This window comes from Sphaerimonospora cavernae, assembly GCF_042435035.1.
In the GTDB taxonomy this organism is placed as follows: domain Bacteria; phylum Actinomycetota; class Actinomycetes; order Streptosporangiales; family Streptosporangiaceae; genus Sphaerimonospora; species Sphaerimonospora cavernae.
In genome coordinates, this window is record NZ_JBHMQT010000047.1 from 54684 (window position 1) to 68520 (window position 13837).

The following is a 13837-nucleotide window of genomic DNA, read 5'->3' on the forward strand; positions in this document are numbered from 1 at the left end:
GCCCCACGGTAGCCTCCCTTTCCATGACGACCGGTTCCATGACGACCGGCCGGACGACCGTGCGGCCAGTTTGGGCCTGGGCCCTCGCCCTCGCGGCCATCGCCCTGGCCGCGGCCCCCCTGGTCGCGTACTGGCTGACCAACCCCGAAGACCAGCGGCTGGTGGACCTGGACGTCTACCGTACGGGCGGAACGGCGATCCTGCGCGGGCTCCCCGTCTACGGGGTGATCACCCCGGCGCCGCAGCTTCTGCCGTTCACCTACCCGCCGATCGGGGCGATGCTGGCGGTGCCGCTCGCCCTGATCTCATGGCCGGCGGCCCAGTGGGTGTGGACGACGGCCATCTTCGCCGTTCTCGTCGTCACGGTCCGGCTCGCCTTCCGTCCCCTCTTCGAGGGGCTCAGGACGCCGCTCGGCTCACGACAGGGCCGTCCGCGCGGTCTCCTCGGCGGCTTCCCCGGCGGCTTTCTGGGCGGGGCAGCCGCCGTACCGCTGCTTGTCGCCGTACTCACCTCCGCGTGCGTCTATCTGATGCCGATCAGGGACCAGGTGCGGTTCGGCCAGGTGGATCTCTTCCTCCTGGCGCTGTGCCTGGTCGACTGCCTGGCACGCGGGCCGCGCTGGCCGCGCGGGATGCTGATCGGCCTGGCGACGGCCGTGAAGCTCACCCCGGGAGTCTTCCTGATCTATCTCGCCGTCACCGGGTTCCCGCGCCGGAACGGCGATCCCGAGCAGCGGCGTGCGTTCTTCATGGCGACGTTCACGGCGGCCCTGCTCACGCTGCTGCCGTTCCTGGTGATGCCGCAGGACGCGCGGGACTTCTGGTTCGGTGCGCTGCTCGACTCCGAGCGCCTGGGGGCGAACGCCGCCACGACCAACCAGTCGCTGCGCGGCATGCTGCTCAGGCTCTACCTGCCCGGCCCGCTGACCCAGGTCATCTGGCTCGCCGCCGTGGCCATCATCGGCTGGTACGGCTTCCGCCACGCCCGCCGGGCCTTCCGGGACGGCGACGGGCTGACCGGGGTGGCGCTGACCGGGCTGATGGCCGTACTGCTGTCGCCGGTGGCGTGGATCCACCACCTGGCCTGGGTGGTGGTCGTGCTCGCCGCGCTGGCCGGCGCGGGCCGTGATCGGATGCGACTGGTGGTTGCCGGGGGTGTGTGGCTCTACTACGTGCTGCCCATCCCGTGGTGGGGCGTGTCGATCAAGGCACTGGAGATCCCGGTGTTCAGCCCGGTCGTCGGGAAGATCGTGCAGAACGCCTTCGGCCTGGGCGCCGTCGTCCTCGTATGGCTGCTCGCCCTCCGGCTCCCCCGTCGTGATCTTGCGAATTCTGGCAGCAACCCTCACTGACCTGCGCATCCCCATTTCGTGATCTTGCAGAAACTCGCACACATCACGCTCGACCAGGGCGGACACCATTCGTGATCTTACACTGCAAGATCACGAAGAGAATATGGCCAGTTCAGAAGGTGTTTGTGCGAGCATTCGCAAGATCACGGGAGTGGGGTGGGGGGTGGGGGGTGGGGTGATTGGGGCTGGGAGGAGGGAGGGTGCGTGGGTGCACTCGCTCGGGGGTCAGGCGGGGATAACCTGGATGGCATGTCAAAGCTCGCCTACCTCGGCCCTCGGGGCACCTTCTGCGAGGCGGCGCTGCGGCTCCTGGCGCCCGACGTCGAGGGCGTGCCGTACGCCAACGTCACGGCCGCGCTCGAGGCCGCTCGCAGCGGGACCGCCGACGGCGCCGTCGTCCCCCTGGAGAACTCGGTCGAGGGGGCGATCACGCAGACCCTCGACGAGCTGGCCTGGGGACCGCCGCTTCTCATCACCGGCGAGCTGCTGCTGCCCGTCGAGTTCACCCTGCTGGTCCGGCCGGGCACCGAGCTGGCGCAGATCAAGCGGCTGACCACCCATCCCGCCGCGCACACCCAGTGCCGCGGGTTCATCGAGCGGGAGCTGCCCGGCGCCGTCGTGGTCGCGGCGGCCTCCACGGCCGGCGCCGCGCAGGAGGTCGCCGCGCCCGGCTCGCCGTACGACGCGGCGATCAGCCCGGCCATCGCGGGCGAATTCTACGGTCTCACCGCGATCGCCTCGAACATCGGGGACCGTTCCGACACGGTGACCAGGTTCATCCGGGTGAGCCCGCCCGGCCTGCTGCCCGAGCCCACCGGCGCCGACCGCACGTCACTGGTCGCCTTCCTGCAGGACGATCACCCCGGTGCGCTGCTGGAGATGCTGAGCGAGTTCGCGGTGCGCGGCGTCAACCTCACCCGCATCGAGTCGCGTCCGACCGGTGACGGCATCGGCCACTATTTCTTCCACTTCGACTGTGAGGGCCACGTCTCGGACGCCCGGGTCGGCGAGGCCATCTCGGGCCTGCACCGGCTCTCCTCCGACGTGCGCTTCCTCGGCAGTTATCCGCGGGCCGACGCGGTCGCCCCGCAGGTCAGGCGGGGTACGGCGGATGCGGACTTCGCCGAGGCCGCCGACTGGCTGAGCAGCGTCCGGGCAGGTCGCGTGTGAGAGCGGGGGGCCGACCCGCTCCGGTAGCCTTTGATCCGTGATTGACCTGCGTACCCTTCGTGATGACCCTGACCGGCTCCGGGCGTCGCAGCGCGCCCGCGGCGAAGACGACTCGGTCGTCGACACCCTGCTGTCGCTCGACGAGCGGCATCGGGCCGCGCTGACCGGCTTCGAGTCGCTGCGCGCCGAGCAGAAGAGCGTCGGCAAGTCGGTCTCCCGGGCCTCCGGGGACGAACGGCAGGCGCTGCTCGACCGGGCCAAGGAGCTGGCCGCGCAGGTGAAGGCCGCCGAGGCCGAGGCCGAGAAGCTGGCGACCGAGCTCGACACGGTGCTGCAGAACGTGCCGAACATCGTCGAGCAGGGCGCCCCGGAGGGCGGCGAGGACGACTACGTCGTCCTGGAGGAGATCGGCGAGAGGCCGTCGTTCGACTTCGAGCCCCGTGATCACCTCGAGCTGGGCGAGCTGCTCGGCGCGATCGACGTCGAGCGTGGCGCGAAGGTCTCCGGCGCGCGGTTCTTCTTCCTGAAGGGCGTCGGCGCCCGCCTGCAGCTCGGCCTGCTCAACATGGCGATGCAGCAGGCGATCGAGGCCGGGTTCACTCCGATGATCACCCCGGTGCTGGTGAAGCCGGAGGCGATGCAGGGCACCGGTTTCCACGTCGCCCACGACAAGGAGATCTACCGCCTGCCCGAGGACGACCTCTATCTGGTCGGCACGTCGGAGGTGCCGCTGGCGGCCTACCACTCCGAGGAGATCCTCGACGCCCGTTCGCTGCCGATGCGGTACGCCGGCTGGTCGTCCTGCTTCCGCCGCGAGGCCGGGTCGTACGGCAAGGACACCCGCGGCATCATCCGGGTCCACCAGTTCGACAAGGTGGAGATGTTCTCCTTCTGCCACCCCGACCAGGCGCACGAGGAGCATCTGCGCCTGCTCGAATGGGAGAAGGAGATGCTCGCCAAGGTCGAACTGCCCTACCGGGTGATCGACATCGCGGGCGGGGACCTGGGCACGTCGGCGGCGCGGAAGTTCGACTGCGAGGGATGGCTGCCGAGCCAGGGCCGCTACCGCGAGGTGACCTCGACGTCGAACTGCACGGACTTCCAGGCGCGGCGGCTGCGCGTGCGCTACCGGGACGAGGACGGCAGGCCGCGGAACGTGGCCACGCTGAACGGCACGCTCGCGACCACCCGGTGGATCGTGGCCATCCTGGAGAACCACCAGCAGGCCGACGGCTCCGTGGTCGTGCCCAAGGCCCTGCGGCCGTACGTGGGGCTCGACGTCCTCCGGCCGGAATCCCGGTAGTTACCGCTTGGTCAAGTTTTTTCGCGTAAAACGGCCGTGACCTGGACATATCCTGACCGGTCTGGGCATCGACGCCCACAGATCGGGTCAGGAACCCAATCGTCATGTTCGGGAAGACCGGCCATGAATGTTTCATGACATCAGCCGGAATGGCGAAGGCGGGGCCCGCGTCAGCGAGGCCCCGCCTTCTATGAGTGCCCTGAGTCAGTCAGACACGTTCGGTGGGTGCGGCTCCCGGTCAGAGGCCCCGGACGTTCGACGCCTGGGGGCCCTTCGGTCCCGCGATGACCTCGAACTCCACCCGCTGGCCGTCCTCCAGGTTGCGGTAGCCGCTACCGGTGATGGCGGAGAAGTGCACGAAGACGTCGGGCTCCCCGCCGTCCGGAGCGATGAAGCCGAAGCCCTTCTCAGCGTTGAACCACTTGACGGTTCCCTGAGCCATTTAACGTTCTCCCTAAGGAAGTGAATCTTGGGGACCACACCTCGTGGACCCCGGCGTGTCGCACAGCTCCCCGGGTGGCTCATACAGTCAAACTGGTTTTCGCTACGGGAACAGCTAATACAACGCCTACACATCTAACACTATTCGGCGCACTCCCAAGTCCCAAAGGGCAGGATTTCCGTCCGCGCCGCCCTGACCAGTGTGATAACTCGAGGGGTTCCCGGCTCGGAGCCGTACGCCCGCGGTGCGGCGTTCGCCGCTTCCACCTGCGGACATGCGCCGTGTCCGACGACGTCAGACCGTGGCGCCATGGCAATCGTGTCAGTCGTGATGGCTCGGGAGTCCGGGCCTGGCCCTTCGTCCCGCACGTCGAACACCCTACCGGATGTCCCGGACGCGACGGCGAAATCCGCCTTGTCGTCCCCCACGGGTACCCTCGTGCCCGGAAGGGCAACCGCCAGTCGGGTCGCCACGGTGTGAACGGGAACCTGCCATGAACCTCCCCCGCCTTGTCGCCACAGACCTCGACGGCACGGCCCTACGTTCCGACGGCACGGTCTCTCCCCGTACGGCCGCCGCCTTCGCCAGGGTGGAGGAGGCGGGCGGCACGCTGGTCTTCGTCACGGCGCGGCCGCCCCGATGGATGCACAGCGTCGCGGAAGCCGTACGGCATCACGGGTTGGCGATCTGCGCCAACGGAGCGCTCGTCTACGACCTGCACACCGAGGAGATCGTCGAGGCGCGCCTGATCGAACCGGCCGTCCTGGAGGAGTCGATCGTCCGGCTCAGGACGCGCCTGCCCGGGCTGGCGTTCTCCGTGGAGTACGAGGGAGGCTTCGCCCACGAGGCCGGCTATGTGCTCGACCGCTGGGACTCCCGGAGGGCGTACGGCGTGCGGGTGACCGCGTCGGCGGCGCTCGCCTCGCGACCGTGCGCGAAGCTGCTCGCGCAGCATCCCTCGATGGACCCGGACGAGCTGCACCGCCAGGCCCTCGAGTGCGTCGGAGACCTCGTGACGCCAACCCATTCGAGCGGCCACGCGCTGATCGAGATGAGCGCCCGCGGCGTGACCAAGGCGACGGCGCTCGCCGCGCTGGCCGGCGAGCGGGGGATCCGGCCGGCGGAGGTGGTGGCCTTCGGCGACATGCCCAACGACCTGCCGATGCTGACGTGGGCCGGTACGGCGTACGCGGTGGCGAACGCCCACCCCGACGTGTTGGCCGCCGTCGATCACGTGACGGCGGCCAACAACGACGACGGAGTCGCCCTGGCGCTGGAAGACCTCTTCGGGTCCAGCGGTGATCAGAGGTAGGGGCCGCCGACGCGGTTGCCGTCGTCGTGCCCCGGCTGCTGCATGCCGCCGGGCAGGGCGCGGCGCATCTGCTCCAGCTGGGCCCGCGCCGCCATCTGCTGCGCGAACAGCGTGGTCTGGATGCCGTGGAACAGGCCCTCCAGCCAGCCGACGAGCTGGGCGTGCGCGACCCGTAGTTCGGCGTCGCTGGGCGGGGTGCCGTGCTCATCGCTGAACGGCAGGGACAACCGTTCGAGCTCGGCCACGAGCTCCGGCGCGAGGCCCTCCTCGAGTTCCTTGATGGAACTCTGGTGGATGTCCTTCAGCCGCATGCGGCTCGCCTCGTCCAGGGGGGCGGCCCGCACCTCTTCGAGAAGCTGGCGGATCATGCTGCCGATCCGCATCACCTTCGCCGGCTGCTCGACGAGGTCGGCGACGGAGCGCTCCTCATGCCCGTCCCCGTTGCCACCGTCGCCGCCGGAGATCGAGAGGCCGTCGGGTCCCACGACCACGATCTGCGGGGTGCTCTCGTCTGCGTTCATCGATCGGTTACCACTCCTGATTCGCTCGGCTGGCTCGCGATTCGGGCCTCACGCTCCAACCTACACTCACCGGACCAGCAGGATTTTCCCAATATGTTCGCCGGCTTCCAACATCCGGTGCGCGTCGGCGGCCTCCGCCAGGGGAACTGTGGCGTGCACGACGGGCCGGATGGCTCCCGCCTCGACCAGCGGCCAGACGTTGTCCACCACGCCCCGGCAGATGACCCCCTTCTCATCCACCGGGCGGGCCCGCAGGCCGGTCGCGATGATCGTGCCTCGCCTGGCGAGCAGCCTGCCGAGATCGAGTTCGCCCTTCGCGCCGCCCTGCAGCCCGATGACGACGAGCCGCCCCCCGATGGCGAGAGCATCGAGGTTCCGTGGCAGATATTTGGCCCCGATGATGTCGAGGATCACGTCGGCCCGGCCGGCGAACCGCTCGGCGAAGTCCTCCTCCCGGTAGTTCACGGCCTCGTCGGCGCCCAGATCGAGGCAGCGCCGGACCTTCTCCGCCGATCCGGCGGTGACCAGTACGTGAGAGCCGTACGCCTTGGCGAGCTGGACGGCGAGCGTGCCGATGCCGCTCGCACCGCCGTGGACGAGCAGCGTCTCACCCTTGCGCAGCCGGGCCGCCATGAAAACGTTCGACCAGACCGTGCAGGCGACCTCGGGGAGCGCGGCGGCCTCGATCAACGAGACCCCGGCGGGGACCGGCATGACCTGCTGCCAGGGCACGGCCACCCGCTCGGCGTACCCGCCGCCCGCGAGCAGCGCGCAGACCTGGTCGCCGGTCCGAAACCCCTCGACGTTCTCGCCGACCTCCACGATCACGCCGGAGCACTCCAGGCCGGGGAGCTCCGAAGCGCCAGGCGGCGGCGGATAGTGGCCCCTGCGCTGAAGGACGTCGGCCCGGTTGACCGCCGAGGCGACCACGTCGATGACCACCTCACCTCGGGCCGGACGCGGATCGGGGAGTTCCTGCCAGGCCAAAACCCCCGGGTCACCGGGCTCCAAAATCACGACGGCACGCATGTGACCTAAAGTAGCGTGGCAGGGAAACGTACAGTTGCCCACATTGACCGTATTACCTGGCGCTACTCTGCATTGTGTTTGCTACCCCATTAGCCCATCCCGAGGGGGTACCCGGTGGCGAAACATGATCGAGAGGATCCCCATCTCGAGGACCAGCTCGCGTGGTTGGACGCCATCAAGGAGATGCCCGACGAGGTGGAGATCGCGGTGAGTGCCGTGACCTCGGCCACCCTCGCGCGTCCCCCGCAGTCTGCCGCACCGGCTCTGGATGAGAACGCGGGGAAGGCCGGTGGTCAGGACGGCGGCCAGGACGGCGGCCAGGGGACGCCGCAGTCCGGTGGGCCGTTCGGCGGTCAGCGCGCCGAGCAGCCGCCCGCCGAGCCTGAGAGCGCCTCGCCGTACCCGTCGGACCCGTGGCGGCTCGTGCCGTCCGACTCCCCCCTGACAGGAGCACTGTCCGGAGCCCTGTCCGGTCCGCTCTTCAGCGGTACGGCTTCCGACGGGGTGTACGGCGCGCCGACGGCGGCGGATGCCGACAAGGCCCAGGCTTCGGAGCACGACACCGGCGCGGACGCGACGGCCGCCTTCGGTCGCGGCGCCTTCGCATACTCCCCGGCGGACACCGATTCGTACAGTCTGGGCGGATTGGGGGCCTTCGGAGACCTCGATGCCGGTGAGGCTGACAAGTCTCACAAGTCTTTCTCGTCGGACCTGTCGGAGTCGCCGGCTTCGGCTTCGGCGGAGTCGCCCGGCTCTTCGGGCTTTTCGGGCTCTTCGGAGTCTGCCGACTTTGAGAAGGAGCAGCCGCTGCGAGGTTGGCTGGAGCCGGCGGTACCGGTGGATCCGCCAGCCAACGCCACGTCGGCGGACTCGCCCGCCAAGGGGGATGTCGGCTTCGGCCAGTTCTCCTCTTCCGCGGCTTCTTCCTCCCCGCTGTCGCCCACCTTCCCCTCCCCTTCGGCCTCCCCCGGCACCGAGAGCACGCCGCCTTTCACCTCCTCCGAGGACAGGGCGCCCACCCCCCTGGACGGCAGGCCGCTCTTCACGTCTGGAGAGTTCGGCACTGGGGAGTTCGGCACTGGGGAGCACAGCCCGGGGAAGTCCGAGACGGGAGAGTTCGAGACGGGGGAGTTCGCTCCAGGCTTCGGTACCGGCTTCGATACCGGCGAGGTCGTCAAGTCGCCCTTCCTCGCCGGGCCGTCCGCCACCGAGCCGACCGACCACGCCGAGTCCCTCGGATTCTCCGAGGACCGGCCTACCGGACCCTTCAGCACCACGGGGCCCCTCAGCACCACGGGCCCCTTCAGCACCACGGGGCCGGTCAGCTCTACTGGGCCGCTGAGGGCGGTTCCGGGGGCCGAGGCGCGGGAGCCGTACGGACCGGGTCCGGCCGAGCGGGAGCATGCGCCGTACGAGCGGGACCGCGACACGGCCGACGACTGGGACCGCGGCGCCTCGGGGAACGATCGGGATCGTGATCCGGGCGCCGAGCGCGAGCACGAGCAGCACCAGCGCGACCGGGCGGCCTCAGGCGAGCGTGAGCCGTACCAGCCGAGGCGCAGGCAGGCGGCGGCGAACCCGCCGCTCGGCGGGACGGCGCGCGGGACGGGGGCGGGTAAGCCGAGCGCGGACAGCCTCGACCCGGTCAACTTGCTGCGGGGCCGGCGGAACGCGCCCAGGTCCGGGTGGCGGCGGTTCGTGTACCGGGCATCGGCGGGTTTGATCAAGCCGGGCGAGCCGGCGGAGGTACGGCGCCGCCGCGAGCTCATGAACCGGGCCAGGACGCCGGTGGCCGGCGGACATCACCGGGTGGCCGTGCTGAGCCTGAAGGGCGGGGTCGGCAAGACCACCACGACCGTCGGCCTCGGGGCCACGCTCGCCCAGGTGCGTGGCGATCGCGTGATCGCGGTCGACGCCAACCCGGACCGTGGCACGCTCTCCGACAAGGTCGAGCTGGAGACGGCGGCGACCGTTCGTGATCTGCTGAACGAGCGTGGGCAGATCACGCGATATGTGGACATCAGGGCGTTCACCTCCCAGACGCCCTCGCGACTGGAGATCCTCGCGTCCGATCGCGACCCGTCGGTGTCGGAGGCGTTCAGCGCCGACGACTACCACACGGTCGCGCAGGTGCTGGAGAACTTCTACTCGATCTGCATCACCGACTGCGGCACCGGCCTGCTGCACTCGGCGATGTCGGGCGTGCTGGGCATGGCCGACCAGATCGTGCTGGTGAGCTCGCCGTCCGTGGACGGCGCGCGGGCCGCGTCGGCGACGCTCGACTGGCTGGAGGCACACCACTACGACGACCTGGTGCGGTCCGCCACCGTGGTGCTGTGCAGCGTACGGCCTCGGTCGAAGTCGACCATCGACCTGGACAAGCTCGAGTCCCACTTCGCCGCCCGCTGCCGGGCGGTGATCCGGGTGCCGTACGACCCGCACCTGGAGGAGGGCGCGGAGATCGACCTCGAGCGACTCCAGGAGTCGACGCGGGACGCGTACCTGCGGCTGGCCGCCAGCGTGGGCGACGGCTTCGCCGGTGTGCAGGCGCTGACACAGCGCAGGTTCTCCGAGATCCCCGACCACCTGTAAGTCGGCCAGGGCGGGGTTTTCCAGAAGCGGGTGCCGTGTGCGGGGCCGCGAAGGCGGGTCAGGATGACTCCTGGGTCAGGTCGGCTCCGCCATGACACGTTCGTAAGCCTCCTGCAGGAGTCGGGATGCCGGCGGGCGATCAGGGTGCGGGCGCGGGATGCCCAGGTGCGCCTCGCGTAGCTCGTCCATCAGGTCTTCCCAAAGGGGTGGGCCGGCCTCCTCCAACAGGCGTGCCCGCACGCTCAACTCCGGTGTCGTGGGGCGATGCCGCAGCCCCCACGAGCCGAGCGCGACCATGATCGGAACGGTCTGGATGCCCGCCTCGGTGAGGCTGTAGGTCCCTCGTCGCCCTCGCCCCGCCGTCGCGTGTGTCAGGAGACCTCCGGCAACGAGGGACTTGAGGCGGCTGCTGAGGATGTTCGACGCGATCCCCTCCTCTGAGTTGGCTAGGAGATCGCGGAAGTACCGACGGCCACCGAAGATCATGTCACGCAGCACGATGACGCTCCACCTGTCGCCGAGCACCTCCACCGCCGCGTTGATCGCACACCCCGATCTTGGTTCTTCTCGCATGGACAACCTCCCTGGGTGATTGCGGTTCGCAAGTACCCAGGCTACGCTCCCCTCTAGTGGTTGCAATACGCAACCACTAAAGGGGATGGGAGATCACTTCATGTCACGGGTCAGGGTCCACAACTTCGCCGTCTCCCTGGACGGCTTCGCCACCGGTGAGGGGCAGAGTCTCGACGCCCCGTTCGGCCACGCCGGCGACCGGCTCCACCAGTGGTTCTTCGCGACGCGAACCTTCCACGCCATGCAAGGGAAGACCGGCGGCGGCGCCGGAGTCGACGATGCCGTGGTCCGTACGTGGAATGCGGGCATCGGCGCGGAAATCATGGGCCGCAACAAGTTCGGGCCCCAGCGCGGACCGTGGCAGAACCACGAGTGGACCGGCTGGTGGGGACCGAACCCGCCGTTCCACACGCCGGTGTTCGTCCTGACCCACCACCCCCGGCCCGCCCTGGAGATGGAAGGGGGCACCACGTTCCACTTCATCGACGCCACCCCCGAGGAGGCGCTGCGTCAGGCGCGCGAGGCCGCAGGCGATCTGGATGTGCGGATCGGCGGCGGGCCGAGCATCGTACGCCAGTTCCTGGCCGCCGATCTGATCGACCACCTGCATGTCGTCATCGTCCCGATCGTTCTGGGCCGCGGCGAGCGACTGTGGGACGGGCTTGAAGGACTCGAGGAGCGCTTCCAGATCGAGTCCGTGACCACTCCCAGTGGCGTCACTCACATGACCTTCACCCGACCGTAGTCACACCCGGAAAGGCGGAAGCATGACCGCGAACATCACCACCGCGAACATCACCTCCAAAGACGGCACGACCCTCGCCGTCGACACAGCAGGCCAGGGCACACCGGTGATCCTCGTCGGCGGCGCGTTCAACGACCGTTCGACCGTGGCCGCGCTGGGCGCCGAACTGGCGCCGGCGTTCACCGTGGTGACCTACGACCGGCGCGGCCGGGGGGCCAGCGACGACAGCAGCGAGGACTACCTGGTCGCCAACGAGATCGACGACCTGGCGGCGGTCATCGAGCACGTCGGCGGCCGGGCCTCGGTGTTCGGCCACTCGTCGGGTGCCGTCCTTGTGCTGGAGGGGGTCATGCGCGGACTGCCGATCGACCGGGTCGCCGTGTACGAGCCTCCATACTGCGCCGACGAGAACCAGCCGAAGCCGCCAGCCGACGTCTATGCCCGTCTCAAGGCCCTGGTCGCCGCCGGGGATCGCGATGGCGCCGCGGAGCTTTTTCTCGGCGAGCTGATCGGCGTCCCGGCCGAGGTGATCGCAGGGATGAAGGCCGGGGAGGAGTGGCCGTTCCTGGCCGACAAGGCTCCGAGCCTGCCGTACGACGTGCTGGTCACCGCGCCCTGGCAGCTGATGCCACTTGAGCGGATCGCCGGGATCAGCGTGCCGGTGCTGGCGGTCTACGGCGATCAGACCGCGCCCGGCCTGGCGGCGGCGACGAAGACGGTCGCGGCGACCGTACCGGGCGCCGAACTGAAGGTGATGCCCGGGGAGGACCACGCGGTGTTGCAGCGCCCGGCGGCACTGGCGTCGATCCTGACCAAGTTCTTCAGCGCGGGTACGGGCCGCCGGAGCGAGTGATCGTCTTTTGCCGTCGCGGTCACAGTGCGGGTGATGAGAGACTAAGGTGCGGTATGGCACCTGCGGGTGCCGACAGAGGAGAGCTCGCCTAGTGGACGATGGCGGCGGTCTTGAAAACCGCTAGGGCCGGTGACGGTCCTCGTGGGTTCGAATCCCACGCTCTCCGCTCAACCAGCAAAAACGGCGTCTGACCAGCGGTTTCACCCCGGTCGGACGCCGTTGATCGTTACAGCCGTGCGCAGCCGTACGCCACCATGGGCAGCCCTCAGCCGCTGTCCGCGGGATATACGCGGGATGGATCATGGTGTGTCTTCCCCCGTCAGAGCTCGTAGGGAGGCGTCAGGGTGACCAACCGCCAGCGTCGGCAACCACAGAGGTCAAGGCGGAGCGCTTACCCATGCACATGACGCTGATCGGTGTGGAGATCGAAGCTGTCAGACGTAACCTGAAGGAACAAGCCCTCCCAGAGGGACGAGATCCGGGGGAACTGAGTCTCCATCAAACCCGGGATGATCCAGCCTCACCGCCTAGCAGCTACGCTCACGCCCAGCGGAAACTCGACCTGATCGTCCAACTTGACTCGATCTTCAAGACCCTTGGCTCTTAAGCCCTATAAGCCGACGCAGCAGGTTGTTGATCATGGATTCTCTTCTAGGAAGATCTGGTGCTGCATGCCCGACGCGATGATCCACAGCTGGAGGGTCGCTGCGGTGCGGTGGCCGTCGAAGTCCTGCCCGAGCAGTGCTTTGGACAGGGCGTTCTGAAGTGTCCCTCTGATAGAGAAGAACCGTGTCGCCAGCCGCCCGTTCGTTATCGAAGTGCTCCTCGATGGCGTCTTCGTCCTCGTCCAGCATCCGGCGCAGCCACTCCTCGAAAGATAGCGATTCGGCGAGTACCCACCCCCCAGCAACGCCAATAGCACCCTCCACCGTGTCAACGTCTGGACTATCGCAGAACACTTTGATCTCGTCGAACTTCGCCCGGGCTTCAGAGACCATCTCAACGATCCACGCAGGGTCCGGATAGTTGCTGTATTGGACTTTAAGCATCTCGTTGTAGGCGCCACTGATCATAACAGTGGAGCCGTCGCCTTGAACCTGGCCGAACGCGCTAAGCGCACGCCGCGCAGTGGAGAAGTCGCCGTGGAAGTACTCGCGCCCCGCGCCAGTGCGTGATAGCTCCCGACCGACCAAATGGATCAGGTCGTCCTCTGCACTGTCGGCGTCCGCGACCAGGACATGTGCGTGACGGATGATGGTGACGCCTCGTTTGAGGCAGTCCCGGGTGTGCTCGCCAAGCCGACGCTCCCAGTCGTCGGTCTTGCCGACCTTGATGATCCCGGTGCTCAATTCCAGTGCGTAGACAAAACCAGCAGGCAAGGGGGCCCGTCTCTTTCTGTTGGGTGATTGGCGGAAGTTTAAGCCATAGAGCACGGAGTAAGAGCACGAGGCCACCTGCTTGCGGACCAGGAGGACCTGCCCCGTTCTGGACCCGGCGCGTCAGCAGTGCAGCAGCAGGATGACCGCGACCATGGCGAGCAGGATGAACGCCGTGCCTCAGGCCCCGCCTCAACCCCGTCTCCGTCCTCGGACCTGGTCCCGTCCTCAGTCACCGTCCCTACGTCCTCGACCGTCCCCGTCTCGTCCCCGGCGGTCGGCGGCTTGTCCTCCGTCCCGGCGGCCATCCCCACCGATCAGCACGACAAGGACGACGCTCCGGGACCGTCCCCGGCACTCGTCGACTACGCCCGGCGCGTCGCCGACGAACACCACGCCAAGCACGGCAAGCCGATCACCCGTGACCTGCTGCGCGCCCGGCTAGGCGTGTCCAACCAACTCGCCTCCGACCTGCTGCGCACCCTGCACAAGGCACCCGACGCAATGTGAGAGACATCCCAGGAGCTTGAATGTCAAGCTGCAAGCTTTTCGACACGATGCGACCAAGC

Annotated in this window: 13 protein-coding genes and 1 tRNA gene; 9 read left to right on the top strand and 5 right to left on the bottom strand. The window is 68.5% G+C overall.

The annotated features are described in order from the left end of the window. Positions 1-23 precede the first annotated feature (23 nt). From ACFHYQ_RS22455 to serS, 3 genes are all read left to right on the top strand, one after another. Positions 24-1352 carry a glycosyltransferase 87 family protein gene (locus ACFHYQ_RS22455; RefSeq protein WP_394303101.1) on the top strand — a complete coding sequence of 443 codons (1329 nt, stop codon included), beginning with the start codon at positions 24-26 and terminating at the stop codon, positions 1350-1352. 249 nt (positions 1353-1601) lie between these two features. Next, positions 1602-2522: a prephenate dehydratase gene (gene pheA / locus ACFHYQ_RS22460; protein WP_394303102.1), complete on the top strand. Its 921-nt coding sequence runs from the start codon at positions 1602-1604 to the stop codon at positions 2520-2522. A gap of 37 nt (positions 2523-2559) precedes the next feature. Further along, a complete protein-coding gene (gene serS, locus ACFHYQ_RS22465; protein WP_394303103.1) occupies positions 2560-3825 on the top strand; it encodes a serine--tRNA ligase in 1266 nt (421 codons plus the stop codon). A gap of 238 nt (positions 3826-4063) precedes the next feature. On the opposite strand, the gene ACFHYQ_RS22470 is transcribed toward serS, so the two are convergent. Further along, entirely contained in the window at positions 4064-4267 is a 204-nt protein-coding gene (locus tag ACFHYQ_RS22470) for a cold-shock protein (RefSeq protein WP_041952879.1), read from the bottom strand. Positions 4268-4760: 493 nt separating this feature from the next. Between ACFHYQ_RS22470 and ACFHYQ_RS22475 the strand changes: the two genes are divergently transcribed. Next, positions 4761-5579, top strand: coding sequence for a Cof-type HAD-IIB family hydrolase (locus tag ACFHYQ_RS22475; RefSeq protein ID WP_394303104.1), 819 nt, complete (start codon positions 4761-4763; stop codon positions 5577-5579). On the opposite strand, the gene ACFHYQ_RS22480 is transcribed toward ACFHYQ_RS22475, so the two are convergent. Both ACFHYQ_RS22480 and ACFHYQ_RS22485 read right to left on the bottom strand, forming a co-directional pair. Then, positions 5570-6100 (bottom strand): bacterial proteasome activator family protein, encoded by a 531-nt coding sequence (locus tag ACFHYQ_RS22480; RefSeq protein ID WP_394303105.1) that lies wholly within the window; start codon positions 6098-6100, stop codon positions 5570-5572. The genes ACFHYQ_RS22475 and ACFHYQ_RS22480 overlap by 10 nt on opposite strands. A gap of 66 nt (positions 6101-6166) precedes the next feature. Next, entirely contained in the window at positions 6167-7129 is a 963-nt protein-coding gene (locus ACFHYQ_RS22485; protein WP_394303106.1) for an NAD(P)H-quinone oxidoreductase, read from the bottom strand. 114 nt (positions 7130-7243) lie between these two features. On the opposite strand from ACFHYQ_RS22485, the gene ACFHYQ_RS22490 reads away from it, so the two are divergent. Beyond that, positions 7244-9721, top strand: coding sequence for a nucleotide-binding protein (locus tag ACFHYQ_RS22490; RefSeq protein ID WP_394303107.1), 2478 nt, complete (start codon positions 7244-7246; stop codon positions 9719-9721). A gap of 75 nt (positions 9722-9796) precedes the next feature. Here ACFHYQ_RS22490 and ACFHYQ_RS22495 read toward each other — a convergent pair whose 3' ends face one another. Beyond that, the gene (locus tag ACFHYQ_RS22495; protein WP_394303108.1) at positions 9797-10294 is read right to left on the bottom strand and encodes a winged helix-turn-helix transcriptional regulator; all 498 of its coding nucleotides are present in this window, start codon (positions 10292-10294) and stop codon (positions 9797-9799) included. A 100-nt stretch (positions 10295-10394) separates the two neighbouring features. Here ACFHYQ_RS22495 and ACFHYQ_RS22500 point away from each other — a divergent pair, with 100 nt between their 5' ends. The 3 genes from ACFHYQ_RS22500 to ACFHYQ_RS22510 all read left to right on the top strand — a co-directional run bounded on the left by ACFHYQ_RS22500 (position 10395) and on the right by ACFHYQ_RS22510 (position 12058). After that, entirely contained in the window at positions 10395-11039 is a 645-nt protein-coding gene (locus ACFHYQ_RS22500; RefSeq protein ID WP_394303109.1) for a dihydrofolate reductase family protein, read from the top strand. A gap of 22 nt (positions 11040-11061) precedes the next feature. Then, complete coding sequence (locus ACFHYQ_RS22505) at positions 11062-11892, top strand: alpha/beta fold hydrolase (protein WP_394303110.1); 831 nt, start codon at positions 11062-11064, stop codon at positions 11890-11892. Positions 11893-11969: 77 nt separating this feature from the next. After that, positions 11970-12058: transfer RNA gene (locus tag ACFHYQ_RS22510), tRNA-Ser, on the top strand. A gap of 421 nt (positions 12059-12479) precedes the next feature. Here ACFHYQ_RS22510 and ACFHYQ_RS22515 read toward each other — a convergent pair. Beyond that, a complete protein-coding gene (locus tag ACFHYQ_RS22515) occupies positions 12480-13346 on the bottom strand; it encodes a GIY-YIG nuclease family protein (RefSeq protein ID WP_394303111.1) in 867 nt (288 codons plus the stop codon). Positions 13347-13553: 207 nt separating this feature from the next. On the opposite strand from ACFHYQ_RS22515, the gene ACFHYQ_RS22520 reads away from it, so the two are divergent. Continuing rightward, on the top strand, positions 13554-13778 hold the full coding sequence (locus ACFHYQ_RS22520; RefSeq protein WP_394303112.1) for a hypothetical protein: 225 nt from the start codon (positions 13554-13556) through the stop codon (positions 13776-13778). Positions 13779-13837 lie beyond the last annotated feature (59 nt).